Below are 26298 nucleotides of genomic sequence, written 5' to 3'. Positions count from 1 at the left end.
GTGGGCGCGCGGGCGCGGCGGGTCAGACCGCGTAGTCGCTGAGGTGGCCGTGCAGGTCCTCGTCCACCTTGGCGCTCATCCGGGTGCCGTCGGCCGTGTGCTCCTCCTCGAGGATCTCGCCCTCGTCGTGGACCCGGGCGACCAGGTCACCGCGGGAGTAGGGCACGAGCACGTCGACCTGGATCTGCGGGCGGGGCAGGACGGACTCGATCACCTCGACGAGCTCGTCGACGCCCTGCCCGGTCCTGGCGGAGACGACCACGACACGGTCGTACATCCTGCGCAGGCGGTCGAGCACCTCCGGGTCGGCCACGTCGGCCTTGTTGACCGCGATGATCTCGGGCAGCCGCAGCGCGGCGCCGTCCTCCACCTCGCCCAGGACCGTGTGCACCGCCTGGATCTGGCCCTCGGGGTCGGGGTGGGACCCGTCGACGACGTGCAGGAGCACGTCGGCCAGGGCGGCCTCCTCCAGCGTCGAGCGGAACGCCTCGACGAGCTGGTGCGGCAGGTGCCGCACGAAGCCGACGGTGTCGGCCAGGGTGTAGACGCGACCGTCCTCGGACTCGGTCCGGCGCACCGTGGGGTCCAGCGTGGCGAAGAGCTGGTTCTCCACCAGCACGCCGGCGCCGGTCAGCCGGTTGAGCAGCGAGGACTTGCCGGCGTTGGTGTAGCCGACGATCGCCACGCTGGGCACCTTGTTGGCGCGGCGGGAGCCGCGCTTGGTGTCACGCACCGTCTTCATGGCGGCGATGTCGCGGCGCAGCTTGGAGATGCGGGTGTTGATCCGGCGCCGGTCCAGCTCGATCTTGGTCTCACCGGGACCGCGGGAGCCGATGCCCTCACCGCCGGCGACCCGGCCACCGGCCTGCCGGGACATCGAGTCACCCCAGCCGCGCAGGCGCGGCAGCAGGTACTGCAGCTGGGCGAGCTCGACCTGGGCCCGGCCCTCCCGGCTCTGCGCGTGCTGGGCGAAGATGTCGAGGATGAGCGCGGTCCGGTCGATGACCTTGACCTTGACGACGTCCTCCAGCGCGCGCCGCTGGGACGGGCTCAGCTCGCCGTCGCAGATGACGGTGTCCGCGCCCTCGGCGGCGACGATGTCGCGCAGCTCCTTGGCCTTGCCCGAGCCGAGGTAGGTCGCGGGGTCGGGCTTGAGCCGGCGCTGGATGACACCGTCGAGCACCTCCGACCCGGCGGTCTCGGCGAGCGCGGCGAGCTCGCGCAGCGAGTTCTCCGCGTCCTCCACGGTGGTCTGGCCGTCGTCGGTCCAGACCGAGGCGAGGACGACCCGCTCCAGCCGGAGCTGGCGGTACTCGACCTCGGTGATGTCCTCGAGCTCGGTGGACAGCCCCGCGACGCGACGGAGCGCAGCGCGCTCCTCGCGCTCGAGCTGGTCCCCGTCGACGCTGTCGTGGGATCCGGCAGCCTCGCCGTCCCAGGTGCCCCACTCCTCGGTCGTGCTCCCCGACCCGGACCGGTCGTCGGCCAGGGCCTCGGCGCGGCGCTCCAGCAGGGTCGAACGACGGATCTCGGTGGGCTCGTGCGGTTGGGTCATGGTCTCCTTGTCCAAGGATGTGCCGGAAGGCTCTCGGCGGGCTGTCCTTCGCCCGTCCCTCCACTGTCTCACCGGTCAACGCCCGGGGCCACCGATTTCTGCCCGCCCGCAGCGCTCCTAGACTGCGGGCGTGACCGCCGACCACTACTTCACCGCACGTCCCGCCTCCGACGGCGAGCTGCGGCGCGTCCCCGTCCGCCTGGCGGGCCGGGAGGTCGAGGTCGTGACGGCGGGCGGCATCTTCTCCCCAGACGGGGTCGACAAGGGCACCCGTGTCCTGCTCGCGGAGGCGCCCCCGCCCCCGTCGGAGGGCACCTTCCTCGACCTCGGCTGCGGCTGGGGTCCCCTGGCGCTGACGATGGCCCTGACCTCCCCATCCGCGACGGTGCACGCGGTCGACGTCAACGAGCGCGCGCTGGACCTGTGCCGCCGCAACGCCGTGGCGCTGGGCTGCACCGGCGTCGTCGCCGGCACTCCGGACGCGGTCCCTTCCGACGCGCGGTTCGACCTCATCTGGTCCAACCCGCCGATCCGCGTGGGCAAGGCCGTGCTGCACGACATGCTCGGGACCTGGCTGCCGCGCCTGGCGCCGGGCGGCGGCAGCGCGGCATACCTCGTGGTGCAGAAGAACCTGGGCGCCGACTCCCTCCAGACCTGGCTGCAGCAGACCCTTCCCGGGCTCATGGGGCCGGTCGAGGTCACCCGTCAGGCGAGCAGCAAGGGCTTCCGCGTCCTGCGCGTGCGACGGGACTGAGCTGCCGCGCCCCGTGCCGGGACACGCCCGACCCTGCCGACCTGCAGCGCGCACGTGAACCCCTGAGGTCGTCGCGACCGGGCCTGTCGTGACCCGCGGAACGCCCCGTCAGCATCGCGGGCCCTGACAGCTCGACGTCGCGAGTGGTCAGGAGCGCGCGGAACGCAGGCTGGTCACGAGCCGGCCGGCTCCCCCGACCCCACCGCCGCGAGCGCCTGCTCGAGCAGGTCCGGCGCGTCGTGCTCGAGCCAGACGACCCGGGGGTCAGGGCCGAACCACCGCTCCTGGCGGCGCGCCAGCCGCCGGGTCGCGACCACGGTGTCCGCGACCGCCTCGTCCTCGGTCAGCTCCCCGTCCAGCTGGCGCAGCGCCTGGGCGTAGCCGACGGCCCGGGAGGCCGTGCGCCCCTCCCGCAGGCCCCGGTCGACCAGCCCGCGCACCTCCTCGACGAGCCCCTCGCGCCACATCCGCCCGGCCCGGTGGGCGATCCGCTCGTCGAGGACCTCCCGGTCGGCGCGCAGTCCCAGGAGCACCGTGGGCTCGACGAGCTCGCGGGTCGGCATGGTGGCGCTGAACGGCCGGCCGGTGAGCTCGATGACCTCCAGCGCCCGCACGACCCGGCGCCCGTTGCGCGGTTCGATGGCCGCAGCGGCGGCGGGGTCGCGCTCGCCCAGCAGCTCGTGCAGCCGCGCGACCCCCACGCGCTCCAGCTCCTGCTCCCAGCGGCCGCGGACGGTCGGGTCGGTCGGTGGGATCTCGAGCCGGTCCAGCAGGGCGCGCACGTAGAGACCCGACCCGCCGACGACCACCGGCACGGCCCCGCGGGAGCGCACCCTCGCGAGGTCGTCGCGCGCCGCCTGCTGGTAGGTCGCGACGCTGGCCTCCTGCGTCACCTCGAGCACGTCCAGCTGGTGGTGGGGTATGCCGTGCCGCTGCGCCTCGGGCAGCTTGGCCGTGCCCACGTCCATCCCGCGGTAGAGCTGGGAGGCGTCGGCGTTGACGACCTCGCCGCCGAGGGCCTCGGCCAGCGCGACACCGAGGTCGGACTTGCCGGTCGCCGTGGCGCCGACGACCGCGACGACCGGTGACCGGACCGTCGTCGAGGTCGGCGACACGCCTCCTGCCTGCGGGTCTGTGCTGGTCACGCTTGCCATCCTGTCACCGGGCGCTGCGACCGGGGTCCAGGGATCCCGGTCGGTCGTCCCTCTCGACCAGACCGACCCAGGAGGTCCTCCGTGTCCGCATCCGTGCCCGACCCCGGGCAGCCCACCCGCACCACCGACCGCGGTGACGTCGGTTTCTTCAGGGCCCTGTTCGACCTGAGCTTCAACCACTTCGTCACCCCGAAGATCGTCAAGGTCGTCTATGTCGTCGGCCTCGTCCTCATCGGGCTGCTGACCCTGGTCGTGTTCTTCAGCGCCTTCCGTCACTTCGGTGACGGGTTCGGCGCCAGCCCGCTGCTGGGGGTCGTCCAGCTGCTCGCCGCTCCCCTGCTCGGCATCTTCTACCTGGCGTTCTTCCGCATGAGCCTCGAGCTCTACTACGCCGTGATCCGCCTGAGCGAGGACGTGCACCACAACCGCTCGGGGCGGCTGTAGGTCTCCTCGCGGTTGCCGCCCGCGCGCACGGGCGGCAGGCTGTCGGCATGTCTGACAGCGACCTGCCCCGCCAGCCCGACGCCTCCGGGACGCCCTCCTTCGTGGGCGGCTCCTTCGGCGTGACCAGCCGCGAGCTCGAGAGCGACGCGGAGCAGGACCCCGAGGCGGCCTTCGCGGCGGTCGAGGACGCCGAGGACACCGGGCCCGACATCCTGGCCGGCGCCGACAGCGTCCCCGAGACCGTGCAGGACGACGTCAGCCGCGCGCAGGACCAGGCCGAGCCGAGCGACGTCGAGGGCACCGGCACCGAGCCGGCGCCCGGCTCGCGCAACGAGCCGGTCTGAGCGCCGCGCCCCGTCGGTGCGCCGACCCCATACCCTGAGCGCCATGGTGGACACCCCGATCGAGGTCCACATCATCGCCGACTCGACCGGCGACACCGCCGCGCGCGTCGCCCGGGCCGCGGCGGCGCAGTACGTCGGCTACGACGTGCGGATCATCCGCCACCCCCGGCAGTCCACGGCCGAGGGGCTGCACGACGCCTTCGCGCGCATGCACCCCGCGCGCGCCCGCACCGTGGTCTTCTCCACCGTCGTCGACGAGGGCCTGCGCCAGCTGGTGCGCTCGCTGTGCGCCGAGCGCAGCCTGCCGCACGCCGACCTGCTCGAGCAGGCCGTCGGCGCGCTGCGGGACGCGACCGGCCAGGACCCCGAGCGGGTGGTCCGCCCGGTCGGGGTGAGCGAGGACTACTTCAAGCGGGTGCAGGCCATGGAGTTCTCCATCGCCAACGACGACGGCCACCTGCAGAACCACCTGCGCGAGGCCGACATCGTGCTCATCGGCGTCAGCCGCTCGGGCAAGACGCCGCTGTCGATGTACCTGGGCTACCTGGGCTACAAGACCGCCAACATCCCGCTCGTCCCGGGCATCCCGGCACCCGCCGAGCTGCACCAGGTGCAGCGCTGGAAGATCGTCGGGCTGACCATCGACCCCGAGCGCCTCGCCGAGATCCGGACCCGGCGCGTGCGGGCCATGGGCTCGCACGCGGTCCAGCGCGACGGCTACACCGAGCTGGTCAAGATCTTCGACGAGCTCGACGAGGTGGCGGCGGTCCAGCGCAGCCTGGGCTGCCCCGTCATCGACACCACCACGCTGGCCCTGGAGGAGGCCGCCGGACGGGTCATCGAGATGGTCCAGCGAAGGAGGGAGGCGGCGCAGGGCCGCTGACCACCTGGCGATAAAGTCGGCAGCGGGCCGCGGGGCCCGGACGTTTCAACGGAGAGCGGAGCCGACATGAGCGACACCCAGTACCTCTACGACATGTCCGAGGGGAACGCGTCGATGCGCACCATCCTCGGTGGCAAGGGCGCCAACCTCGCCGAGATGAAGCGCCTGGGGATCCCCGTCCCGGACGGCTTCACCGTGAGCACCGCCGCCTGCGTCGCGACCATGGAGGCGCAGGGGCAGTGGCCCGAGCGCCTGTGGGACGACGTGCTGGCCTCCCTCGAGCGGCTCGAGGAGCGCACCGGCCGCACGCTCGGCGGCGCCCAGGCACCGTTGCTGCTCTCGGTGCGCTCCGGAGCCGTGCACTCCATGCCCGGCATGATGGACACCATCCTCAACCTGGGCATCGGCGACGAGACCGTCGAGGCGCTGGGCGCCGAGTCCGACAACCCCCGCTTCGCCTGGGACTCCTACCGCCGCTTCCTGCAGATGTACGGCGAGGTCGTCGAGGGCGTGCCCCCGCACCTGTTCGAGGACGAGCTGACCTCGCTCAAGGCCCGGCGCGGCGTCGAGCAGGACACCGACCTGTCCACCGACGACCTCAAGGAGCTCGTCGCCACCTTCAAGGACGTCTCGCGCCGCGAGCTCGGCCGTGACCTGCCCGCCGACCCGCGCGAGCAGCTGCGGGGCGCCATCGACGCCGTCTTCCGCTCCTGGGACACCCCCCGCGCCCGCGTCTACCGCCGCGCCAACGACATACCCGACGACCTCGGCACCGCGGTCAACGTCATGCAGATGGTCTTCGGCAACCGCGGCGACACCTCCGCCACCGGCGTCTGCTTCACCCGCAACCCCTCCACCGGCGTCCACGAGCTCTACGGCGAGTTCCTCGTCAACGCCCAGGGCGAGGACGTCGTCGCCGGCATCCGCACCCCGCGCCCGCTGGCGGAGATGGAGCAGGTGCTGCCCGAGGCCTACACCCAGCTGCTGCAGACCATGCGCGACCTGGAGTCGCACTACAAGGACATGCAGGACATCGAGTTCACCGTCGAGGAGGGCACGCTCTACCTGCTGCAGACCCGCAGCGGCAAGCGCACCGCCGCCGCGGCCCTGCGCGTGGCCCGCGACATGGTCGACGAGGGCGTGCTCACCCGCGAGGAGGCGCTGCACCGGGTCGCGCCCGGCCAGCTCGACCAGCTGCTCCACCCGGCCATCGACCCCGACCACGGGCGCTCGCCGATCACCAAGGGCCTGCCCGCCTCCCCCGGCGCCGCCGTCGGCGCGCTCGTCTTCGACGCCGACACCGCGGCGGCCAAGGGGCACGCCGGGGAGGCGGTCGTGCTGGTGCGCTACGAGACCACGCCCGACGACATCCACGGCGTCATCGGCGCCCAGGGCGTCCTCACGGCGCACGGGGGTATGACGTCGCACGCGGCCGTGGTCGCGCGCGGCATGGGCAAGCCCTGCGTCGCCGGCGCCCAGGGCATCCGCATCAACACCGCGGACCGGACGCTGACCGTGGGCGACCGGACCTTCGCCGAGGGTGAGGTCATCACCCTGGACGGCTCGACCGGTGACGTCTACGGAGAGGCCCTGGAGCTGGTGCCCCCGCAGATCAACGAGGACTTCAGCGCGATCGTGGGCTGGTCCGACGAGATCCGCCGGCTCGGGGTGCGCGCCAACGCCGACACCGCCGAGGACGCCGCCAAGGCTCGCGAGCTGGGCGCCGAGGGCATCGGCCTGTGCCGCACGGAGCACATGTTCATGGCGGCCGACCGGCTGCCCGCGGTGCGCGACATGATCCTGGCGGAGTCGCAGGAGGAGCGGGCCGAGGCCCTGGAGCGGATCCTGCCGATGCAGCAGGAGGACTTCGAGGGCATCTTCACCGCGATGAAGGGCCTGCCGGTGACCGTCCGGCTGCTCGACCCGCCGCTGCACGAGTTCCTCCCGGACCTGGTCGAGCAGTCGCTGCTCGTCCAGCGCCTCGAGCTGACCGGGGGCGACCCCGACGAGCTGTCGTCGGCCCGTGCCCTGCTCGGCCAGGTCAAGCGCCTGCACGAGCAGAACCCGATGCTGGGCACCCGCGGCTGCCGGCTGGCGATGCTCTACCCGGAGATCCCCGAGATGCAGACCCGGGCGATCATCCGCGCCGCGCTGGCGGTGCGCGAGCGCGAGGGCGAGACGGTCGGGGTGGAGATCATGATCCCGCTGGTCGCCTACGCCTCCGAGCTGAAGGTGCAGCGCGAGATCGTCGAGCGGGTGGTCGCCGACGAGCTGGAGGCGGCCGGTGAGCAGCTCGACGTCACCGTCGGCACCATGATCGAGCTGCCGCGCGCGGCGATCGTGGCCGACCAGATCGCCCAGCACGCCGACTTCTTCTCCTTCGGCACCAACGACCTGACCCAGACCGGGATCGGCATCAGCCGCGACGACGCCGAGGGCGGGTTCCTGTCCGCCTACGTCGCCGAGGACGTCATCCCGAGCAACCCCTTCGAGACGATCGACAAGGACGGCGTCGGCGGGCTGGTCCAGATCGGCGCCGAGCGCGGGCGGTCGGCCAAGTCCGACCTCAAGCTCGGGGTCTGCGGCGAGCACGGCGGCGACCCCTCCTCCATCGCCCTCTTCGAGGAGCTCGGCCTCACCTACGTCTCGTGCTCGCCCTTCCGGGTGCCGATCGCCCGGTTCGCCGCGGCGCGGGCGGTGCTCGACGGGTCCCGGTGACGGCCGGGACGGACGCCGCGGCCGGTGCCCGCGCCGGCACCACGCTGGCCGGGCTCGGCGGGTTCTTCGCCCTGGCCACGCCCCCGCGCACCGGGTCGGACGCGGTCCCCTGGTCGCAGGTCCTGGACCGGGAGGCGCTGAGCGCCCGCTTCGCCACGGTGCGTGCGGCCCTGGCTTCGAGCACGGGGACGGCCGTCGAGGAGGTCGACCCCAAGGTCGCCGTCTCGGCGACCCAGGTCGGCCTCGCCTCCCGGCTGTGGTCGGTCGCGCTGGGGTCGGCGGTGCTCGAGGGCTGGGTGCCCGACCTCGGGGCTGACGCGCTGGTGGCGAGCCCGGTGCACCGCGGGGAGGTGCCGCTCGGGGTGGTCGACCCGGCACGCGGGTATGCCGTCTCCTCCCCCGCCGAGGCCGCAGACGTCATCGTGCGCACCGTGGCCGCGGGCAGCCTGGCGGTGCTGGACGCTGCGTGCGCCGACGTCGGGAGGACACCTGAGCGGGTCCTGGTGAGCAACAGCACCTCGGCGCTGGTCGGTGCGGCGCGGGTGCTGTCGACCCACCGGCCGGAGCGCGCGGCCGCCGCCTGGGAGCTCGCCCGCCTGCTGCTCACCCGGCCGGAGGTCGCCGCCGGAGGCGGAGCGGTCGACAGCGCAGGTCTGCCGAGGGGTGTCGGCGGCGCCATGGAGCATGCCGGCGAGGCGTTCGTGCGCAGCGGCTGCTGCGTCTTCTACCGGCTGCCCGGACACGGGCTGTGCCCCGACTGCGTGCTGGCGCCCGGCCGCCCGGAGCAGGTCACCCCTGCCCACTAGGTGCGGGCGCACGACCGGCAGCGTCAGGCGACGCTGTCGCGGCGGACCGGGCCGTCCTGGCGCACCGACCCCGGCCGCGCACGGTCCGGGGCCAGCGTCGTGGAGTCGGCGACGAAGCGGGCCAGCGACGTCACCCCGCCGATCTCCTCGCGCCGGCGCAGGGCGAAGACGAACCGCGCCGCTGGAGCCAACCTGCCGAAGACGTGGTTGAGCACGACGGCACGCACGTGCAGGTCCTCGCCGCCCCAGCGTGACCCCGAGCTCGTCTCGGGGTGCACGCCGTACACGAAGGGCAGCGAGTCGCCGCGCAGCCCGGCACGCAGGAGGTCGGCGATGAAGAGGTACTCGTCGCCCAGGTAGGTGTCGACGCCTGCACCGAACCGCTCGTCGAAGCGCACCCCCGCAGCACGCACCTGGTGCACGTCGACAAGCATCTCGTAGGTCGCCGCCTTGGCGGAGTTGAGCAGGGTCAGCGGGACGGGCCTGTCGGAGGGGTAGTTCTTGCGCAACCGCCCCTCCGGGTCCATCCCTCGACCCAGCGCGATCGCGCCCCCGGTCCGGCGCAGGTAGGCCACCGCGGCGAGGACGTCGTCGATCTGCACCTCGACGTCGTCGTCGCAGAAGAGCAGGTAGCGGCAGCTCGCCGCGTCGATCGCGGCGTTGCGGCTACGCGCGACGCCCCGGCCGTCCACGGTCACCACCCGGTCCACCTCGACCGGGAGCCCCGGCATGCCCGCCTCCCCCAGACCCTGGACGCAGACCAGGATCTCCACCCCGTCGACGGTGGGCGCCACGATGCCGGGGACCCGGTGGGCCAGGCTGGAGTAGGCGATGGTCAGGTCGCGGTCGTAGGTGCTCACGCGCTCACCAGGTCGGTGCGGGCCGCTGCGCGGGCAAAGCGCATGATGCCGGCGGAGTAGGTGCCGACCTGCCCGTAGAGCAGACGCAGCCCGAGGAAGAAGACCACGGCGTCGCTGCTGGCGATCTCGCCGCCCAGCGTGCGCACCAGCACCAGGACGAGGACGAGCGCCATCCCGGCGCTGCCGAGGAGCGCTCCCAGCTCGGCGATCTTGATCCGCCCCCCGACCCGGTCGTTGATCGGGGTGCTCCCCGGGCGGCTGCCCATCGTCACGTAGTCCTGCTGCCGGTGCAGCTCCCCGGAGTAGAACCGGCCGACCACCGCGAGGACGACCACGACCACGACCACGTTGGCCAGCGCCACGAGGGGGTCGAGCACCAGGAACAGCACGCAGAAGGCGACCACCTGGACGATGCTGACCAGCACTCCGGACAGCTCGAGCGCCAAGGCCCAGTCCCAGCTCTGCCGACTGGCGGTCCGTGTGGCCTCCAGCTGCTCGAACCGGCGCCGGAAGACGCCGACACGCGCGATCCGGACCAGATGGTGCATCAGCCGCGCCACCGCGAGGGCGGCGAGGAAGAGCGCCACCGCGGTGGTCACGTCGGCGCCGTCGCGCAGCTGCTGCGGCCCGTGGATGACCAGGTCGGAGAAGAGCCGGATGACCAGCATCTCCACGATCGGCACGGCAGCCATCACCAGGACGAGCCCGACGACCTCGAGCCGCGCCCAGCGGGAGGGGAAGAGGCGCCGCAGCGCCGTCATGAGGTGCCCGAGCACCGGCCGGTCCCTCAGGCGTCCTCGAGGAAGGCGGTGACGCCGAGGCGCACGGCCTGCTCGATCTCGTCCAGCTTCTCCTCGCCGATCCGCTCCACGGACAGCAGGTCGTCGAAGGTGTAGCGCCGCAGGTCCAGGCCGAGCACGGTGGGCTCGTGCACGGTCGACAGGCCCGCGCCGCGGCTGTAGTCGCCGTACTTGACGCCGCTGCCGTGCACCGCTGCCTCCAGCCCCTCGAAGCTGACGAGCGCGCACGGGATGCCGTAGCTGTGGCAGGCGATCATGACGTGCATCGCGCTGGTGACGACGGCGTCGTAGGCGTTGAGCTGCTCGACGAAGGTGCGGATGTGCTCCGGGTGGGACATCTGCACCGCGAGCTCGTCCATGCCCTCCGGCAGCACGAGCGGCACGTTGGCGTGCTTGAAGTGGCGCACGAGCAGCATGCGTCCGTTGGTCTCGCCGCGCTCGACCGGCAGGATGCGCGACAGCAGGGCACCGGGGTCGCCGAAGGACTCGACGTCCGGACCGCCGCTGTCGCGCAGCACCTGGGCGGTGACCGGGCCACGGACGGACAGGTAGGTCGCCCTCGCCGCCAGCTCGACGTCCTCGCTGCTGATGCCGGTGCCCACGACGATGGACCGCGGCATGATGAAGCGGCCGATGGAGCCGATCGAGACCAGGTGGGGGGTCTGCGTGGGCGCGGTCGGCGGGACGTAGCGCACGCCCCGGCCGCTGACCTCGCTGACCACCAGCGGGCTGAGCCAGTCACCGAAGTTGCCCGGGAACGGGCGGGCCCACCACGACAGTGCGACGGGGTCGAGCTCCGGCGCGAGCCCGGCGAAGTGCGCGAAGGAGTCGGCGGCAGCCTTGGCCACCCTCTCCCCCGTGGTCAGCACCCCGCTGGCCTCCAGCCGCGCGAAGGTCGAACCGACCGTCTCCACCTCGCCGCGCTGCGAGGCGGCGATCATCTGTCGGACCAGACGGCCACGGTGCGCCGACGCGCTCGGGCGGGTCTGACCGACGGCGCCCGAACGGGTGAGCAGGTGGGTCACACCGACCTGGTCGGCGATCCGGCGCGCCGGGCGACGGACCTTGTCGGGCAGTGCCCGCTCCACCCGCTTGGCGCTCCTCAGCGCCGACCGGAGCGGACCCCGCACGAGCCGCGGCGGCCGGGGCGCGACCATGCCGCCGATGCTCTTGTGCTGGACCACCTTGTGCTTGAACTCCTCGACGTTGCCGCTGGAGCCGAAGGAGAAGAACGGCACGACACCCGACTCGACGTTGGCCCGGCTGAGCACCGCGGCGCTGGGCAGCACCTGGAAGCTCAACCGCTCGGCGTTGCTGCGCCAGGACTCCTCGAAGAAGTAGTCGTCGGTCGCCTTGATGCTCATGTCCCGCTCGGCCCGGCGGGCGTCCTCGACGAAGCGGCGGGCGGCCGGGGTGGTCCCGATGCCGAAGAAGCACGGCTCCCAGAACCGGGTCCGGTTGGCGTACCCGATCGACAGCGGGGTGGAGAAGCCGCGCTGGAACCCGACGATGTCGGCCGTGAAGTCGGCGACGTAGCCGGGCAGGGACAGCAGCGAGCAGTCGACGTCGATCCAGAAGACCTTCTTGTCCGGGTTGCGCTCGCACACCTCGGCCAGGAAGCCGATCTTGCGCCGCGTCATGTCGGCCCAGTCGGCCCCGGCCGGCTTGTGGATCTCCTCCATCTCGTGCGCCAGCCCCAGCCGGTCCAGCGCCGCTCGCAGGCGGTCCGCGTGCCCGCGGTAGTAGTCGTCGTCGGTGTAGAACGAGCACACCACGAGGTCGTCGCGGACCGTCGCGGCCTCGACGGGTGCGTCCACCACCACTCCGGGGGCGGTGGTCGGGTCAGCCGGCGAGACAGGGTTCATCGAGGTCCGTCCTGGGTCGGGGTCGGGGACGACGTGCCCGCCGACCCGGGGGGCCGGACGGGGACACGTCAAACCTCACCAGGGTAGCGGCAGGCAGGGCACCCTCCCAATCCCGGTCCGGGGGGTGCCGCCTCCGGGTCTGTCGGCCCGATCAGCGCGGCGCGACGCGCCCGGCGCCCGCCTCCTGGTCCCAGGTGTAGACCTCGGCGCCGTCGAGGTAGGTGCGCAGCACCCGCGACTGCAGGTCGAGCGGGTCGCCGGACCACAGCACGACGTCGGCGTCCTTGCCCACGGTGATGGAACCCACGCGCTCCTCCACGCCCAGCACGGCGGCGGGGTTGAGGGTCACGCTGCGCAGCGCGGCGTCGCGGTCCATGCCCTCGCGCACGGCCAGCGCGACCTGGGTGATGAGGTACTCGATCGGCACGACCGGGTGGTCGGTGATGATCGAGACCTGCACGCCGGCGCGGTCGAGGATGCCGGGTGCGCGCAGCGACCGGTCGCGCACCTCGACCTTGGAGCGGCTGACGATCATCGGCCCGTAGAGGACGGGGACGCCCTTCTCGGCGAGCAGGTCGGCCATCAGGTAGCTCTCCGTGCCGTGGTCCAGGACCAGCCGGTAGCCGAACTCGTCGGCCAGCCGCAGCGCGGTCGCGATGTCGTCGGCGCGGTGGCAGTGCTGACGCCAGGGGATCTCCCGCTCCAGCACCTTGACGAGGATCTCGCTGACCAGGTCGGTGTCGACCGGCTTGCCCTCGGCCCCGGCGACGCGCGCCTGGTAGGAGCGGGCCGCGGCGAAGGCCCGGCGCAGGACCAGGGCGACCCCCAGCCGGGTGGAGGGCGTCTTCTTCTGGTCGCCGTAGACGCGCTTGGGGTTCTCGCCCAGGGCGGCCTTCACGCCGGAGGGGTTGCGCAGGACCATCTCGTCGACGACACGGCCGTAGGTCTTCAGCGCCACGGCCTGCCCGCCGATCGGGTTGCCCGAGCCGGGGTTGACGTTGACGGTGGTGATGCCGCCCATGAGCGCGTCGTCGAAGCCCTGCTCCCGGGGGTTGATGCCGTCGATCGCGCGGGCGGCGGCCATGACCGGGTCGGTCATCTCGTTGGTGTCCTGGCCGGCCCACCCCTCGCCCTCCTCCCACACGCCGAGGTGGACGTGGGCGTCGATGAGGCCGGGCAGGAGCCAGCCGCCGGAGCAGTCGACGACCTCGGCGTCCTCGGGCACCGGCACGTCCTGCCGGGTGCCGACGGCCTCGATCCGGCCGTCGCGCAGGATGACGACCCCGTCCTCGACCGGCGCGGCGTCGACGGGCACGACGCGGGCTCCGACGAGAGCGGTGGGGCGGGTGGTGGCCTGGGTCATGGGTGCGTGCTCCTCGAGCGGTCGGGGACGGTGGCTCCGCCCACCCTAGGCTCCGTGGCGGTGTGACCCATGCCTCACCGTTCCCAGCCTACCCACAGGTCATGACCCTTGTGCCGCGCCAGACCCTCTGCGAGGATGGGGAACACTGTGCTCGCGCCCGGCGTTGGCACGGTCAGACGTGAGCGGCTTGCCTACCACCGTGAGCTCGCTGCGACGGATACACCGACGTGTCGACCCTCTTCCGTCCAGGCGAGACCCCTGCGCCCTGGACCGGGGCCGACGAGCACGACACACGCTACCCCGGCGCGTGACCGTAGACCCAAGGAGCAACGACTGATGGACTGGCGCGACCGCGCAGCCTGCCTGGACGAGGACCCGGAGCTGTTCTTCCCGATCGGCAACACGGGGCCCGCCCTGCAGCAGATCGAGGATGCCAAGGCCGTCTGCCGTACCTGTCCGGTCATCGACACCTGCCTGAAGTGGGCGCTCGAGACCGGCCAGGACGCCGGCGTCTGGGGCGGGCTCTCCGAGGACGAGCGCCGCGCCCTCAAGCGTCGCAAGGCGCGCGCCCGGCGCGCAGGCTGAGGCCACCACCCCGGCTCATCCCCCCGACGACGACCGCAGCCGCACGGTGAACCGCACGACGGTCCCGTGCGGCTCTCGCGTCTCCCAGGCGATCCGCCCGCGCAGGTCGGTGATGAGCGCCTCGACGATCTGCATACCCAGGCCCGAACGGTCGGGTCCCTCCGCTCCCGGCGGCAGACCCTGGCCGTTGTCGCAGACCGCGACGTCGACGACGTCCTGCCGGCCCACCCGGCCGCGCACCGCCTCGACCACCACGCGCGGCGCCGGCACCTCCTCGGGCACCGCCTGACCGTCCCGGTGCTCCTCGAAGCCGTGCTCGACGGCGTTGTGGACGAGCTCGGCCAGGACCATCGCCAGGTGCGTCGCGTCCTCGGCCAGCAGCTTGCCGAAGGAGCCGCGCAGCTCGGTGGCCACGACCGTGCGGGTCGAGGCGACCTCGACCGTGGCCCGCAGGATGCGGGTGGCGACCTCGTCGAAGTCGACCTGCTCCGAGAAGCCCTGGCTCAGCGTGTCGTGCACCAGCGCCACGGTCGACAGCCGGCGGCCCGCCTCGGCGAGCGCCTCCTTGGCCCGCGGGTCGTCCAGCCGCCGCGACTGCAGCCGCAGCAGTGCCGCGACCGTCTGCAGGTTGTTCTTGACCCGGTGGTGGATCTCCCGGATCGTCGCCTCCTTGCTGAGCAGCTCACGCTCGCGGCGGCGGATCTCGCTCACGTCGCGCAGCAGCAGCAGCGCGCCGATGCGCTGGCCCCCGCGCGTGAGCGGGACGGCGCGCAGGGTCAGGTTGATCGTGCCGGTCTCGATCTCGGTGCCCCACGGCGCCCGGCCGGTCAGCACCAGCGGGACGGTCTCGTCGATCATCGTGCCCTGCGGCAGGCGGGTCGTGACGATCTCGGAGAGGTCGGCGCCGTTGACCTGGTCGGTGTGCCCCAGCCGGCGCAGCGCGGAGACCGCGTTGGGGCTGGCGTAGTCGATGAGCCCGTCCGCGGTGAGCCGCACGACCCCGTCGCCGACGCGGGGGGTCCCCCGCCCGACGCCGGTGGCCGCCGCGTCGATCGGGAAGCCCCCCTCGGCGATCATGCTGAACAGCTGCTGGCTGATCTGCAGGTAGTTGACCTCCAGCCCGCCCTGCTGCCGCATGTTCTGCAGGTCGGTGTGGCGGATGAGCACCGCGATGGTCCGGCCGCGCCGCACCACGGGCACGTACTGCTCGCGGACGTAGCCCATCTCCTCGGGCGTCACGGGCCTGCCGGACTGCAGGACGTCGATGAGCCACTTCTCCCGGTCGGGCGTGGGCGGGGACCCGATGACGTCGTCGTGGTAGAAGTTCGGACCCGTGGTCGGGCGGGCGTGCGCGGCCAGCAGCCACGGCGACAGGTGCCGGTCCTGCTCGTCGTCGAGCGCGACGGGGATCCACAGCGTCAGGTCGGCGAAGGAGAGGTCGGCCACCATCTGCCAGTCGCCGACGAGCCGGTGCAGCCAGTCGACGTCGGCGGGCGACAGCGTCGTCCGCGAGAGGGTGTCACGCAGGGTCGGCACCCCGGCACTCTATCCGCACGCACGGGGCGCGCCCGGACGCAGGTATGCCGCCGCGCCCCGGGACGAAGGCGCGACGGCATACCGGTCTGTCGGGGCGAGGGTCAGTCGCCGGCCGCTCCCTGGCGGACGAGCCCGCGCAGGGTGCGCAGCGCGACGGACAGCGGCGCCAGGCCCGGCTCGTCCATCTGGCCCACCGTGCGCAGCACCTGGCTGGTCCGGGTCAGCGCCTCGCGGTGCTCGGTCATCCAGTCGCGCACCCGCTCCACCGAGGCCGACCCTGGCGACGTGCGCTCGGCGACCGTGCGCGTCAGCCCGCGCATGACGCCGTAGATGTCGTCGCGCATGGCCCCGCGGGCAAGCGAGGACCACCGGTCGGTGCGCGGCAGGTGCGAGACGTGGGTGAGCATGACGTCGAGCTTGAACGCCTCGGACACGCCGAAGTAGATGGCGGCGACCTCCTCGACGTCGCGGCCCATCTCCATGGCCAGCTCGGTGATGTCCAGCAGCGAGAACCGGTCGAGCGCGCCGGCGTAGGCGTCGGCGAGGTCGTCGGGCACCCCGCGCTCACGGGCCCACTGCGCGTTGGCCTCGAAACGCTCCAGCTCCGAGCCCTGCAGGAGGTCGCGGAAGCGGCCGGAGAGGGACTGCACCGGACCGGCGAAGCGCTCGATCTCGCCCTCCATGCCGCTGCTCAGCGAACGGTTGGACAAGAACCAGCGCACCGCCCGGTCGACGAGGCGACGGAACTCCAGGTAGAGCTCGGACTGTGTCGCGGTGTCGACGGTGTTGTCCAGCGCCTCGACCGCGTCCGTGAAGGACCGCAGGTCGAACACCGCCCGGACCACGTGGAAGGCGCGCGCGATCTGCACGAGCGTGGCGCCGGTCTCGTCCTGGGCGCGGTAGGCGAAGCTCACCCCGCCGCGGTTGACCATGGCGTTGGCGATCTCGTTGACGACGATCTGACGCCGCAGCGGGTGCTCGCGCAGGGCCTGGCCGGCGACCTCCTGCAGCGGCTCCGGGAAGTAGCCCAGCAGCGTGTCGACCATGGCCGGGTCGTCGGGCAGCTCGCTGTCGGCCAGCGCGTCCTTGAGGCCGAGCTTGGAGTAGGCGACCAGGACCGAGAACTCCGGGCTGGTCAGACCCAGGCCCTCACGGTCGCGCCGCTCCCACTCCTCGCGGTCCGGCAGGAACTCCAGCTCCGGGTCCAGTCCGGCGGTCTCGCCCAGGTAGCGGACCAGGCGCTGGTGCACCGCCGCCATCACGTCCTTCTGGTGCCGGGCGTTGCCGAGCAGGACGTTCTGGTCGTAGTTGTGGCGCAGCACCTTGGCGGCCACCTCGTCGGTCATGGACTCGAGCAGCTCGTTGCGCTGCTCCAGCGTCATGGTGCCGTCCTGGACCAGCGGCGTCAGGGCGATCTTGATGTTGACCTCGTGGTCGGAGCTGTCGACGCCGGCGGAGTTGTCGATCGCGTCGGTGTTGACGTGCACCCCGTGCAGCGCCGCCTCGATCCGGCCCAGCTGGCTCAGGCCGAGGTTGCCGCCCTCGCCGACGACCCGCACGCGCAGGTCGCGGCCGTCGACGCGGATCGCGTCGTTGCCGCGGTCACCGATCTGGGCGTGGGTCTCGGTGGAGGACTTGACGTAGGTGCCGATGCCACCGTTCCACAGCAGGTCCGCGGGCGCGCCGAGGATGGCCCTGAGCAGCTCGCTGGGCGCCATCGAGGACGCGTCCCCGTCGATGCCGAGCCGCTCACGGACCTGCGGGCTGACCGGCACCGACTTGGCGCTGCGGGGGAAGACCCCGCCGCCCTCGCTCAGCAGGCTCGTGTCGTAGTCCTCCCAGCTCGAGCGCGCGAGCTCGAAGAGGCGCTTGCGCTCGGCGTAGGAGCGTGCGGCGTCGGGGTCGGGGTCGAGGAAGATGTGCCGGTGGTCGAAGGCGGCCACGAGCCGGATGTGCTCCGAGAGCAGCATCCCGTTGCCGAAGACGTCACCGCTCATGTCGCCGACGCCGACGACGGTGAAGTCCTCCTCCTGGGTGTCCAGCCCCAGCTCCCGGAAGTGCCGCTTCACCGACTCCCAGGCGCCACGGGCGGTGATGCCCATCTCCTTGTGGTCGTAGCCGGCCGAACCGCCGGAGGCGAAGGCGTCGTCGAGCCAGAAGCCGTAGGACTGGGCGATGCCGTTGGCGAGGTCGGAGAAGGTGGCGGTGCCCTTGTCGGCCGCGACGACCAGGTAGGGGTCGTCACCGTCGCGCCGCAGCACCTGCGGGGGCGGCACGACCTCGCCCTCGACGCGGTTGTCGGTGATGTCGAGCATCCCGCTGATGAAGGTGGTGTAGGCCGCCTTGCCCTCCTTGAGCCACGCGTCACGGTCGACGGCAGGGTCGGGCAGCTGCTTGGCCACGAAGGCGCCCTTCGACCCTGTGGGCACGATGACGGCGTTCTTGACCATCTGGGCCTTGACCAGCCCGAGCACCTCGGTGCGGAAGTCCTCGCGCCGGTCGCTCCAGCGCAGGCCGCCGCGGGCGACGGTCCCGAAGCGCAGGTGGGAGCCCTCGACCCGGGGCGCGTAGACCCAGATCTCGAAGGCGGGCCGCGGCTCGGGCAGCATCGGCAGCTCGCGCGGGAGCAGCTTGACGGAGACGTGCGCCTTGGGGGCGCCGTCCTTGTCGCGCTGGAAGAAGTTGGTGCGCAGGCTCGCCCGCACCACCGCGACGAGGGTCCGCAGGATCCGGTCCTGGTCGAGGCTGGCCACCTGGTCCAGGGCGGCCTCGATGTCGGCCTCCTGCCGGGCGGCACGCTCGGCCCGCCCGTCGTCGTCGAGGTCGAGCTCGGGGTCGAAGCGGGTGGTGAACAGCTCCACCAGCGTCCGGGCGATCGCGGGGTTGGCGACCAGGGCCTCCTCGATGTACTCCAGGCTGAACACCCCGACCTGCCGCACGTAGCGGGCCAGCGTGCGCAGGATCACGACGTCGCGCCAGTCCAGTCCGGCGGTCAGCACGAGGGCGTTGAGCAGGTCGGACTCGGCGGCCCCGCCCCAGACGGCGGTGAAGGCGTCCTCGAAGGCCTGGGCGACGTCCTCCTCGGAGCGCCCCTCGTCACCGGTCCACACCGACTCCGACGCGGCGCGCAGGCCGAAGTCGTAGACGTAGCTGGTGGTGCCGTCGGGCAGGTCCACCTCGTAGGGGCGCTGCACCGTGACCTCCAGCCCCAGGTGGGCGAAGACGGGCAGCACGTCGGTCAGCGAGATCTCCTCGGCGCGGTAGACCTTCATCCGCCGCTCACCGGGGTCGTCCTCGGCGTCGCGGTAGAGCCTCGGGCGGGTGGAGGCGGCCCAGCCGTGCAGCTCGACCAGGCGACGGATGTCGAGGTATGCAGCGGCCCCGTCGAAGTCCTCCTTGTAGGCCTCGGGGAAGGCGTCACCGAACTTCCGCAGCAGGTCGCCCGCCTCGGCGTCGTCCTGGACGTGCTCGGTGACGGCGTCGGTGAGGTCCTCGGTCCACGTCCGGGTGACGGCGCGCAGCCGCTCCTGCAGCTCGTCGGTATCGACGTGCTCCGGCCCGCCCTCGCGGGGCAGCCGGATCATGAAGTGCAGCTGGGCCAGCGGCTCGTCCCCGACCCGGGTGGCGTAGTCGGACAGCGTCCCGCCGTAGGTGTCCTCCAGCAGGCGCTGGACGCGCAGCCGGTTGGCCGTGTTGTAGCGGTCGCGCGGCAGGAAGACCAGGGCGCTGACGAACCGGCCGAACTCGTCCTTGCGCACGAACACCCGGGCCTCGGGACGCTCGAGCAGGCGCAGCACCTCCTGGGCCGTCTGCTGCAGGTAGTCCACGGGCGCCTGGAAGAGCTCGTCGCGGGGGTAGCCCTCCAGGACGCTCACGAGGTCCTTGCCCGAGTGGCTGTCGGGCGCGTAGCCGCTGCTGGCCAGCACCTGCTTGACCTTCGCCCCGACGATCGGCAGCCGGACGGCCGCCTCGTTGTAGGCGCTCTGGGTGAACAGGCCGAGGAAGCGCTGCTCGCCGACGACCTGGCCCTGGCTGTCGAAGCGGCGGATGCCGATGTAGTCCAGGGGGACCGAGCGGTGGACCGTCGCGCGCGTGTTGGCCTTGGTGACCGTCAGCAGGCGTGGCTCCCGCGCGGTGGCGGCGGCCTCGGGGCGCAGCGGCGACAGGGTGCTGGGCGAGTCCTGGGAGTCGCGCAGGATGCCCAGCCCGCTGCCGGGGACCGACCGCAGGTAGGCCTCCTCCCCCTCCTCGACGAGGTCGTAGGCGCGGTAGCCCAGGTAGGTGAAGTGGTGGTCGTCGGCCCAGCTGAGGAAGTCGACGGTCGGGCGCACCGTGGCCGGGTCGACGGTGGAGGGCGGGGAGAGCTCGAGGTCGGCGATGATCGCCCGCGCGCGCTGGCGCATCGCGCCCCAGTCGTCGACCGCGCGGCGCACGTCGGCCAGCACGCCCTCCAGGTCCGCCCGCAGCACCTCCAGGTCGTCGGCGTCGCTGAGCCGGTCGGTCTCCACCACGATCCACGACTCGGCACGCTGCCCGGCGCCGACCTTGCGCGGGTCGGTGTCGACGATGTCCCCGGACCCGGCGTCCACCACGAGCTGGGGGTGCAGCAGCTGGTGCACGGTCAACCCCTGGCGCAGGACCTCGTGGGTCACCGAGTCCACGAGGAAGGGCATGTCGTCGGTGACGACCTGCACGAAGGTGTGCCGGCTGGTCCAGCCGTCCCGGGCCATCGTCGGGTTGAACACGCGCACCGCGGCCTCGTCGGCGGGGCGGGAGGAGGAGAGCTCGGCCATCGAGCGCGCCATCGCCTCTCGCTGGTCCGGGTCGTGGCCCACCTCGACGGGGGCGTGGTGGTAGAACCTGTCGACCAGCGTGTCCGCCATCGCTCTCAAGCGCTCCTTGCTCGTCTGCTCGTGTGCTCGTGTGCTCGCTCAGCCTGGCGCACCTCGGCGTGCGCTGCTGGACACACTACCCGCCTGGGGATGACCGCAACGGGCGGCCCGGGACCTCCCTAGAGTGGTGGCATGGACCGGTCCGCCCCCGGGCCCGGCGCCCGCTCGCCGGCCCGCCCCGCCCCGCCCCGGGGCGAGGTGCTGCGGGCGGTCGACGACCTCCAGGGGGCCGCTGCCGACCTGGGCTGGGCGGAGGCCACGGGACTGGCCGACGGCCTGGTCGACGCCCTCTCCCACCTTCTCGTCGACCTGGCCGACGGGTCGTCCTCCCCGACCCCGCAGCCCCTCGTGGTCGGTGCGATCGGCGGGCCGGCCCGACCGGTGGACCACGCCTCGTGCCGGGCTGCGGCCGCAGCGCTGCGCAGGGTCGCGCCCGTCCTCGACGCCGGCCCGCCGTGGGGGGCGGAGGCGGCCCGGGTGGCCCTGGAGCTGGCGGACCTGTTCGACAGGGTGGCCGACGACGGGCGCAGCGGCCGGGTGCCTCCCGGTCACAAGGGCGTCGTGCTGCGGCGTCTGCACGGCCTGCAGCGGCGCCTGCAGGCACTAGGTTGAGCCGTATGAGGATCACCGAGACCGTCGTGCACCCCGCAGCCCCGGGTCGCACCTTCGAGATGCTGTGCGACCCCGCCTACCAGGAGCTGCGCTGCGAGCGCTCCGGCGCCACGGACCAGACGGTCACGGTGGAGGCGGACGGCGAGGCGACGGTGGTGACCACCCGGCGGCACATCCCCAGCGACGGGGTCCCGGACGTCGCCCGGGCCTTCGTGGGCCCGCAGATCCTGCTCGTGGAGACCGTGCGGTGGGGCGGCGCCGACCCCGACGGCGAGCGCGAGGGGGCGATGTCGATCGACCTGCCGGGGCTGCCGGTGAGCTTCACCGGCGGGGTGCACCTGCGGGTCGGCGGCGAGCCGGGCACGACCGACCACGTCGTCGACGGGGACCTCGAGGCCAACGTCCCCTTCCTGGGCCGGCGCATCGAGGAGGCCGTCGCCCCGCGCATCAGCGAGATCGTGCGCGTCGAGGAGCAGGTGGCCCAGGAGTGGCTCGCCTCGCACTGAGCCCGCGACGCCACACCCCCACCGACGACGCGGCGCGCACGCCACACCCCCCACCGACGACGCGGCGTGCACGCCATACCTGCACCAACGCGCGACGCCCCCGACCTGGGACGGTCGGGGGCGTCGGCGCGTGAGGGTGACCTCAGCCCATGTGCGGGTAGCGGTAGTCGGTCGCCGGCACGAACGTCTCCTTGATGATGCGCGTGCTGGTCCACCGCTGCAGGTTGGCCCGGCTGCCGGCCTTGTCGTTGGTGCCCGAGCCCCGGGCGCCGCCGAAGGGCTGCTGACCGACGACGGCCCCGGTCGGCTTGTCGTTGACGTAGAAGTTGCCGGCGGCGAACCGCAGGGTCTGGGCGGCCTCCGCGACCGCTGCCCGGTCCTGGGCGACGACGGCCCCGGTGAGCGCGTAGGGCGCCACCGACTCCATCTGCGCCAGCATGGCCGACCACTGCGCGTCCTCGTAGACGTGCACGGTGAGGATGGGCCCGAAGTACTCGGTGCGGACCATCTCGTGGAAGGGGTCCTCCACGACGGCGACGGTCGGGCGGACGAACCAGCCCTCGGAGTCGTCGTAGGTCCCGCCGGCGACGATCTCCACTCCGTCGTCGGAGCGTGCGTCGTCGAGCACCTTCTTGTGCTTGGCGAAGGCCTTGGCGTCGATGACCGCCCCCATGAAGTTGGACAGGTCACGCACGTCCCCCATCGTCAGGGCGTCGACCTCCGCGACGAGCTCGTCACGCAGGCGCCCCCACAGGGAGGCCGGCACGTAGGCGCGCGAGGCGGCCGAGCACTTCTGACCCTGGTACTCGAACGCGCCGCGCACCATCGCCGTGCGCAGCACGTCGACGTCGGCGCTGGGGTGGGCGACGATGAAGTCCTTGCCGCCGGTCTCCCCCACGATGCGCGGGTAGGAGCGGTAGGTCGACAGGTTCTGACCGGTCTGCGCCCACAACGAGTTGAAGACGGCGGTCGAGCCGGTGAAGTGCAGGCCGGCGAAGTCGGGATGGGTCATCACGACGTCGGAGATCGCCGGGCCGGTGCCGGTGACCATGTTGATGACACCGTCCGGCAGCCCGGCGGCCTGCAGCAGGCGCATGACCTCTGTCGCGGCCCGCTGCTGGGTCGGTGCGGGCTTCCACACCACGGTGTTGCCCATCAGCGCCGGAGCGGTCGGGAGGTTGCCGGAGATGGCTGTGAAGTTGAACGGCGTGACGGCGTAGACGAAGCCCTCCAGCGGCCGGTGGTCGGCGCGGTTCCAGGTGCCGGGCGCGTTGCGGACGGGCTGCTCGGCGAGCACCTCCTGGGCGTAGTGCACGTTGAACCGCCAGAAGTCGGCCAGCTCGCAGGCGGAGTCGATCTCGGCCTGCTGGGCGGTCTTGCTCTGGCCGAGCATGGTGGCGGCGTTCAGCCGTGCCCGCCAGGGACCGGCGAGCAGGTCGGCCGCCTTGAGGAAGACCGACGCACGGTCCTCGAACGACATGCGACGCCAGGCCTCGCCGGCGTCGAGGGAGGCCTGCACAGCACGCTCGGCATCCTGCGTCGTGCCGTCGCGCAGGGTGCCGAGCACCTCGGCGTGCGCGTGCGGCTGGACGACCTGAATCTCCTCGCCCGAGCCGACGACCTCCTCGCCCCCGATCACGTGCGGCAGGTCGACCGCCTCGCCGGCCATCTGCGCCAGCGTCTTCTCCAGCTCGGCGCGCTCGGGTGTCCCCGGCGCGTAGGTCAGGACCGGCTCGTTCTGCGGTGTCGGCACGTCCACGAAGGCATCCATGGTCATCGGCTCACTTCCTCGTCCTCTTCGTCGGGGGATGGTGTTCTGGTCGGCCTGCGAAGCCGGGAGGGTCAGTCGGCCTGCGGCGTGGCGGCCAGCGTCTGCGCCAGCTCGATCACGTGGGCCAGCTCGGTGGTGTCGTACCAGGACAGCTCCACCTCGCCCGCCGTGCCCGCCAGCGCTCCGGGTCGACCGGTGACGACGTCGTCGCCCAGGTGCAGGGCGGCGACCCTGGGCAGGTCGACGTCGCCGACCGACACGCGGGCGTCCGCGACCTCACCGGGGTGGACCCGGTCGCGCTCGATGTCCACGGCGGCCACGATCACGGCGCTGCCCTGCCCGGCCAGACCGCGGGCGGCCTCCTGCAGGGCGGCGTACTCCCACTCCTCGGTGTCGCCCGAGGGGTGGTCCTCCTCCACGGCCGCGGTCACGGCATACGCAGCCAGCGGACCCGGGAGGGTGCGCTCGTCGCGGAGCCGGGTCAGCTGCTCCAGGGTGACCGGGACGTAGCACCGCACTGTCGTCATCGCTCTGCCTTCCTCGCCGCACGGGCGACGCGTCCACCCATGGTGTCAGACATGCAGGACACGGACGAACCTGTGCCCGCCGCGACCCGGGTCGTCCCTAGGCCGTCGCGACGCGCCGTCCGGGCAGCCACCTGCGCCCGGCCGCGGCCCGGGCGCGCCGGCTCGCGGGGACGCGGTCGGCGACGACGTCCGCGAGGCCGGCCAGAGCGAGGCGGGCGGCGCTGCGCGGACGCACCTCCAGCAGCGCCCGGCCGTGCAGCAGGGCGGCGTCCAGGGCCTCCTGGTCCTCGGGCACGAGATGCACCCTGCCGACCGAGGCGAAACGGTCCAGGGCCTCCTGGATCCGACGGCCCGGGTCCGGCCCCACCGGCCCGGGGCGCACGCGCGTGACCACGACGGTGCGCTCGGCACGGGTGCACGCCGACAGCAGGTCGAGCCCGCGCACGAGGCGCTGCAGCCCGACCGGGTCACCCGTGCCGACCACGACGACCCTGTCGGCGGCGTCCAACGCCGTCAGCGCCGCCCCGTTGCGTCGCGGCGCCAGGGTGTCGAAAGAGAGCTCCTCGTCCTGCTCGAGCGGGGCCGCCACGTCGACCACGGTCGTGCGGGCCAGGCCGCGGCAGCGCTCCAGCACGTCCGCGAGGGCGACGTCGCGCAGCTCTGGCCACCGGTCGGCCCGCGGGAGGCCCGTGAGGATCCGCAGTCCGGGCCGCACCTCGGGGGCGAGCCCGGCGAGGGTCTCGCGGTCCAGCGAGCCCTGGTCGGCCGCCCGCGCCGCCGCCGCGACGCCGGGCACCTCGTCCAGCACGGCGAGGGTCTGCGCCGCGCTCGCGCCGTAGGTGTCGGCGTCGACGAGAACGACGGGGTGCAGCGGGTCGGCGAGCTCGGCCGCCAGGTTGACCGCGACGGTCGTGCGTCCCGGGCTGCCGGTCGGTCCCCACACGACGACGACCGAGCCCGGCCCCTGGTCGTCCTCGGCGAGGCTCGAGATGTCGTGCTCGCCCGACCCCTCGGGGTCGCGCGCACCAGATCCTTCGCGGTATGCGGTCTCGTCGTCCCCAGCAGGCCCCGACGGGTGCGGGGCGGCGTGGTCCTCGCCGTGGCCGGCGGTGTCGGTGGCGGCTCCCTCACCGGTGCTGCGGCGAGGCGTCGACCGGACCTCTGCCCGTCCTTCCTCGTGCGTCGCGTCGGGGTGCCGCGTCGCGGGCTGGTCCTCCCCGAGCAGGCGCGCGAGGGCCTCGTCGAGGCCTTCGGCCCCGGTGTCTGCGGGCACCACGACCCCCAGCCCCCACCGACGCAGGGTCCGCTCGGCGGCCTCGTCACCCGGCGGATGGACCCCGAGCACGAGGACGTCCTGCTCGTGCAGGGCGTCGATGACCGAACGCTCCACACCCCGCAGGTCGGCGGAGAGCACCGCCAGCCGTCCGACGCCGGCGGCGACGACACCGAGGAGCTCGGCCACGTCGGCGCACCGACGGGCGACATGCACCCGGCGGGAGGTCGACAGCGCTCCCGCGAGCGCCCCCTCCCAGCGCGGGGCGACGGCCGTGACCAGGGGCAGGGTCACCGGCCGCTCCCCGAGGTGTCGCGGGGCGAGGGCACCAGGGTGATCCGCGCCTCCTGGTCGACGGCCGCGATGACCGTGCCGACCTCGTCGGCCGGCACCACGACCTGGACCGCCGTGCGCCCCAGCCCGGCGCCGAGCCCGGTGGTCTCTGCGGGCACGGTGTCCACGACCGCCCCGGCCAGCAGCAGCTCGGGCTCGAGGTAGGCCTCGCCCACCGCCTCCCCGTCACGGCGGCTCACCCAGACGTCGACGACCGTCCCGGTGGCCAGCGACCGGGCGGCCACGGAGTCGACCGGCACCCCGACCGTCTTGTCCAGCGCCTCGCGGGCGGTGCCCAGCGCGGTCGCCGGGACGAGCTCGCCCTCGCCGACCGGGCGCACGAGGTAGGTCCCGGGCTGGATGGGCGCCGAGCCGTCGACGTAGTGACCCAGCTGCTGCCCCATCCGCACGGGCACCGTCACCAGGTCGTCCTCGCCGACGGGCTGCCCGGGCAGCAGGTCGCGGGCGGCGGCGTAGACCGGGGTGGTGTCGTCGAGGGAGGAGACCAGGCGGGTGCCGCCGGCGACCGAGAGGAGCACGAGGAGGACGCCGACGACGAGCCGCAGGTCGCGCCAGCCCGGACGTTGCAGGCGGCGGGCCGTCCGGGGCGCGACCGAGGGTGGCGACGTCCCGGGGACGGTCGACGTGGCGACGGGCATGGACCCCTCCTCGTGTGGTGTGCTACCCCTGTCTGGCCCGCAACGCTAACGAGAAAGC

General features: G+C 73.0%; 21 protein-coding genes. 9 read left to right on the top strand and 12 right to left on the bottom strand.

All coding sequences use genetic code 11. The annotated features are described in order from the left end of the window. Window positions 1-22: 22 nt before the first annotated feature. Window positions 23-1555: a GTPase HflX gene (hflX, locus tag K330_RS0117835; protein WP_022923177.1), complete on the bottom strand. Its 1533-nt coding sequence runs from the start codon at window positions 1553-1555 to the stop codon at window positions 23-25. A 130-nt stretch (window positions 1556-1685) separates the two neighbouring features. Here hflX and K330_RS0117830 point away from each other — a divergent pair, with 130 nt between their 5' ends. After that, complete coding sequence (locus K330_RS0117830) at window positions 1686-2309, top strand: class I SAM-dependent methyltransferase (protein WP_022923176.1); 624 nt, start codon at window positions 1686-1688, stop codon at window positions 2307-2309. A gap of 173 nt (window positions 2310-2482) precedes the next feature. Here the strand turns inward: K330_RS0117830 and miaA are convergent, their stop codons facing one another. Continuing rightward, window positions 2483-3454, bottom strand: a complete 972-nt coding sequence (gene miaA / locus K330_RS0117825) for a tRNA (adenosine(37)-N6)-dimethylallyltransferase MiaA (protein WP_229665781.1) — start codon at window positions 3452-3454, stop codon at window positions 2483-2485. Between the two features lie 90 nt (window positions 3455-3544). On the opposite strand from miaA, the gene K330_RS0117820 reads away from it, so the two are divergent. The 5 genes from K330_RS0117820 (at window position 3545) to K330_RS0117800 (ending at window position 8658) form a co-directional block, all read left to right on the top strand. Next, the gene (locus K330_RS0117820) at window positions 3545-3907 is read left to right on the top strand and encodes a DUF4282 domain-containing protein (RefSeq protein WP_022923174.1); all 363 of its coding nucleotides are present in this window, start codon (window positions 3545-3547) and stop codon (window positions 3905-3907) included. A 47-nt stretch (window positions 3908-3954) separates the two neighbouring features. After that, window positions 3955-4251 (top strand): hypothetical protein, encoded by a 297-nt coding sequence (locus K330_RS0117815; protein WP_022923173.1) that lies wholly within the window; start codon window positions 3955-3957, stop codon window positions 4249-4251. A 43-nt stretch (window positions 4252-4294) separates the two neighbouring features. After that, window positions 4295-5134 carry a pyruvate, water dikinase regulatory protein gene (locus K330_RS0117810; RefSeq protein ID WP_022923172.1) on the top strand — a complete coding sequence of 280 codons (840 nt, stop codon included), beginning with the start codon at window positions 4295-4297 and terminating at the stop codon, window positions 5132-5134. A 66-nt stretch (window positions 5135-5200) separates the two neighbouring features. Continuing rightward, the gene (gene ppdK, locus K330_RS0117805) at window positions 5201-7852 is read left to right on the top strand and encodes a pyruvate, phosphate dikinase (RefSeq protein WP_022923171.1); all 2652 of its coding nucleotides are present in this window, start codon (window positions 5201-5203) and stop codon (window positions 7850-7852) included. Then, on the top strand, window positions 7849-8658 hold the full coding sequence (locus K330_RS0117800) for a (2Fe-2S)-binding protein (protein ID WP_022923170.1): 810 nt from the start codon (window positions 7849-7851) through the stop codon (window positions 8656-8658). The genes ppdK and K330_RS0117800 overlap by 4 nt, the downstream gene beginning before the upstream one ends. Before the next feature lie 23 nt (window positions 8659-8681). Here K330_RS0117800 and K330_RS0117795 read toward each other — a convergent pair whose 3' ends face one another. From K330_RS0117795 to K330_RS0117780, 4 genes are all read right to left on the bottom strand, one after another. Then, on the bottom strand, window positions 8682-9518 hold the full coding sequence (locus tag K330_RS0117795; protein ID WP_022923169.1) for a glycosyltransferase: 837 nt from the start codon (window positions 9516-9518) through the stop codon (window positions 8682-8684). Next, window positions 9515-10294: a hypothetical protein gene (locus tag K330_RS0117790; RefSeq protein ID WP_022923168.1), complete on the bottom strand. Its 780-nt coding sequence runs from the start codon at window positions 10292-10294 to the stop codon at window positions 9515-9517. Before K330_RS0117790 ends, K330_RS0117795 begins: the two co-directional genes overlap by 4 nt. Window positions 10295-10305: 11 nt before the next feature. Further along, window positions 10306-12255, bottom strand: a complete 1950-nt coding sequence (locus K330_RS0117785; protein ID WP_229665780.1) for a polysaccharide pyruvyl transferase family protein — start codon at window positions 12253-12255, stop codon at window positions 10306-10308. 79 nt (window positions 12256-12334) lie between these two features. After that, window positions 12335-13546, bottom strand: a complete 1212-nt coding sequence (locus K330_RS0117780; RefSeq protein ID WP_022923166.1) for an amidohydrolase — start codon at window positions 13544-13546, stop codon at window positions 12335-12337. Window positions 13547-13882: 336 nt separating this feature from the next. Here K330_RS0117780 and K330_RS0117775 point away from each other — a divergent pair, with 336 nt between their 5' ends. Beyond that, on the top strand, window positions 13883-14131 hold the full coding sequence (locus K330_RS0117775) for a WhiB family transcriptional regulator (RefSeq protein WP_022923165.1): 249 nt from the start codon (window positions 13883-13885) through the stop codon (window positions 14129-14131). 15 nt (window positions 14132-14146) lie between these two features. On the opposite strand, the gene K330_RS0117770 is transcribed toward K330_RS0117775, so the two are convergent. Next, the gene (locus K330_RS0117770) at window positions 14147-15667 is read right to left on the bottom strand and encodes a sensor histidine kinase (protein ID WP_022923164.1); all 1521 of its coding nucleotides are present in this window, start codon (window positions 15665-15667) and stop codon (window positions 14147-14149) included. A gap of 101 nt (window positions 15668-15768) precedes the next feature. After that, window positions 15769-20550: an NAD-glutamate dehydrogenase gene (locus K330_RS22225; protein ID WP_022923163.1), complete on the bottom strand. Its 4782-nt coding sequence runs from the start codon at window positions 20548-20550 to the stop codon at window positions 15769-15771. A gap of 141 nt (window positions 20551-20691) precedes the next feature. Here K330_RS22225 and K330_RS0117760 point away from each other — a divergent pair, with 141 nt between their 5' ends. Both K330_RS0117760 and K330_RS0117755 read left to right on the top strand, forming a co-directional pair. Next, window positions 20692-21171: a hypothetical protein gene (locus K330_RS0117760; RefSeq protein ID WP_022923162.1), complete on the top strand. Its 480-nt coding sequence runs from the start codon at window positions 20692-20694 to the stop codon at window positions 21169-21171. Between the two features lie 5 nt (window positions 21172-21176). Beyond that, window positions 21177-21677, top strand: a complete 501-nt coding sequence (locus K330_RS0117755; protein ID WP_022923161.1) for a DUF2505 domain-containing protein — start codon at window positions 21177-21179, stop codon at window positions 21675-21677. A gap of 142 nt (window positions 21678-21819) precedes the next feature. On the opposite strand, the gene pruA is transcribed toward K330_RS0117755, so the two are convergent. The 4 genes from pruA to K330_RS0117735 all read right to left on the bottom strand — a co-directional run bounded on the left by pruA (window position 21820) and on the right by K330_RS0117735 (window position 26240). After that, window positions 21820-23448 (bottom strand): L-glutamate gamma-semialdehyde dehydrogenase, encoded by a 1629-nt coding sequence (gene pruA / locus K330_RS0117750; protein ID WP_029202843.1) that lies wholly within the window; start codon window positions 23446-23448, stop codon window positions 21820-21822. A 71-nt stretch (window positions 23449-23519) separates the two neighbouring features. Then, entirely contained in the window at window positions 23520-23975 is a 456-nt protein-coding gene (locus K330_RS22220; protein ID WP_156875872.1) for a DUF6912 family protein, read from the bottom strand. A gap of 97 nt (window positions 23976-24072) precedes the next feature. Then, window positions 24073-25542: a CpaE/TadZ family protein gene (locus K330_RS0117740; protein ID WP_022923158.1), complete on the bottom strand. Its 1470-nt coding sequence runs from the start codon at window positions 25540-25542 to the stop codon at window positions 24073-24075. After that, complete coding sequence (locus K330_RS0117735; protein WP_022923157.1) at window positions 25539-26240, bottom strand: CpaB family protein; 702 nt, start codon at window positions 26238-26240, stop codon at window positions 25539-25541. Before K330_RS0117735 ends, K330_RS0117740 begins: the two co-directional genes overlap by 4 nt. Window positions 26241-26298 lie beyond the last annotated feature (58 nt).

The organism is Ornithinimicrobium pekingense DSM 21552 (genome assembly GCF_000421185.1).
GTDB classification, from domain to species: Bacteria; Actinomycetota; Actinomycetes; order Actinomycetales; family Dermatophilaceae; genus Ornithinicoccus; species Ornithinicoccus pekingensis.
The sequence above is the reverse complement of the archived record's forward strand: the minus strand, read 5'-3'. Positions and strand labels throughout refer to the sequence as shown.

Bases quoted from the DNA above. Each gene is read 5' to 3' on its own strand.
- K330_RS0117780 (WP_022923166.1), bottom strand. From the start codon at position 13,546: ATGACCCAGGCCACCACCCGCCCCACCGCTCTCGTCGGAGCCCGCGTC.
- K330_RS0117755 (WP_022923161.1), top strand. From the start codon at position 21,177: ATGAGGATCACCGAGACCGTCGTGCACCCCGCAGCCCCGGGTCGCACC.
- pruA (WP_029202843.1), bottom strand. From the start codon at position 23,448: ATGGATGCCTTCGTGGACGTGCCGACACCGCAGAACGAGCCGGTCCTG.
- K330_RS0117760 (WP_022923162.1), top strand. From the start codon at position 20,692: ATGGACCGGTCCGCCCCCGGGCCCGGCGCCCGCTCGCCGGCCCGCCCC.
- K330_RS0117735 (WP_022923157.1), bottom strand. From the start codon at position 26,240: ATGCCCGTCGCCACGTCGACCGTCCCCGGGACGTCGCCACCCTCGGTC.
- K330_RS0117815 (WP_022923173.1), top strand. From the start codon at position 3,955: ATGTCTGACAGCGACCTGCCCCGCCAGCCCGACGCCTCCGGGACGCCC.
- hflX (WP_022923177.1), bottom strand. From the start codon at position 1,555: ATGACCCAACCGCACGAGCCCACCGAGATCCGTCGTTCGACCCTGCTG.
- ppdK (WP_022923171.1), top strand. From the start codon at position 5,201: ATGAGCGACACCCAGTACCTCTACGACATGTCCGAGGGGAACGCGTCG.
- K330_RS22225 (WP_022923163.1), bottom strand. From the start codon at position 20,550: ATGGCGGACACGCTGGTCGACAGGTTCTACCACCACGCCCCCGTCGAG.
- K330_RS0117775 (WP_022923165.1), top strand. From the start codon at position 13,883: ATGGACTGGCGCGACCGCGCAGCCTGCCTGGACGAGGACCCGGAGCTG.
- K330_RS22220 (WP_156875872.1), bottom strand. From the start codon at position 23,975: ATGACGACAGTGCGGTGCTACGTCCCGGTCACCCTGGAGCAGCTGACC.
- K330_RS0117810 (WP_022923172.1), top strand. From the start codon at position 4,295: ATGGTGGACACCCCGATCGAGGTCCACATCATCGCCGACTCGACCGGC.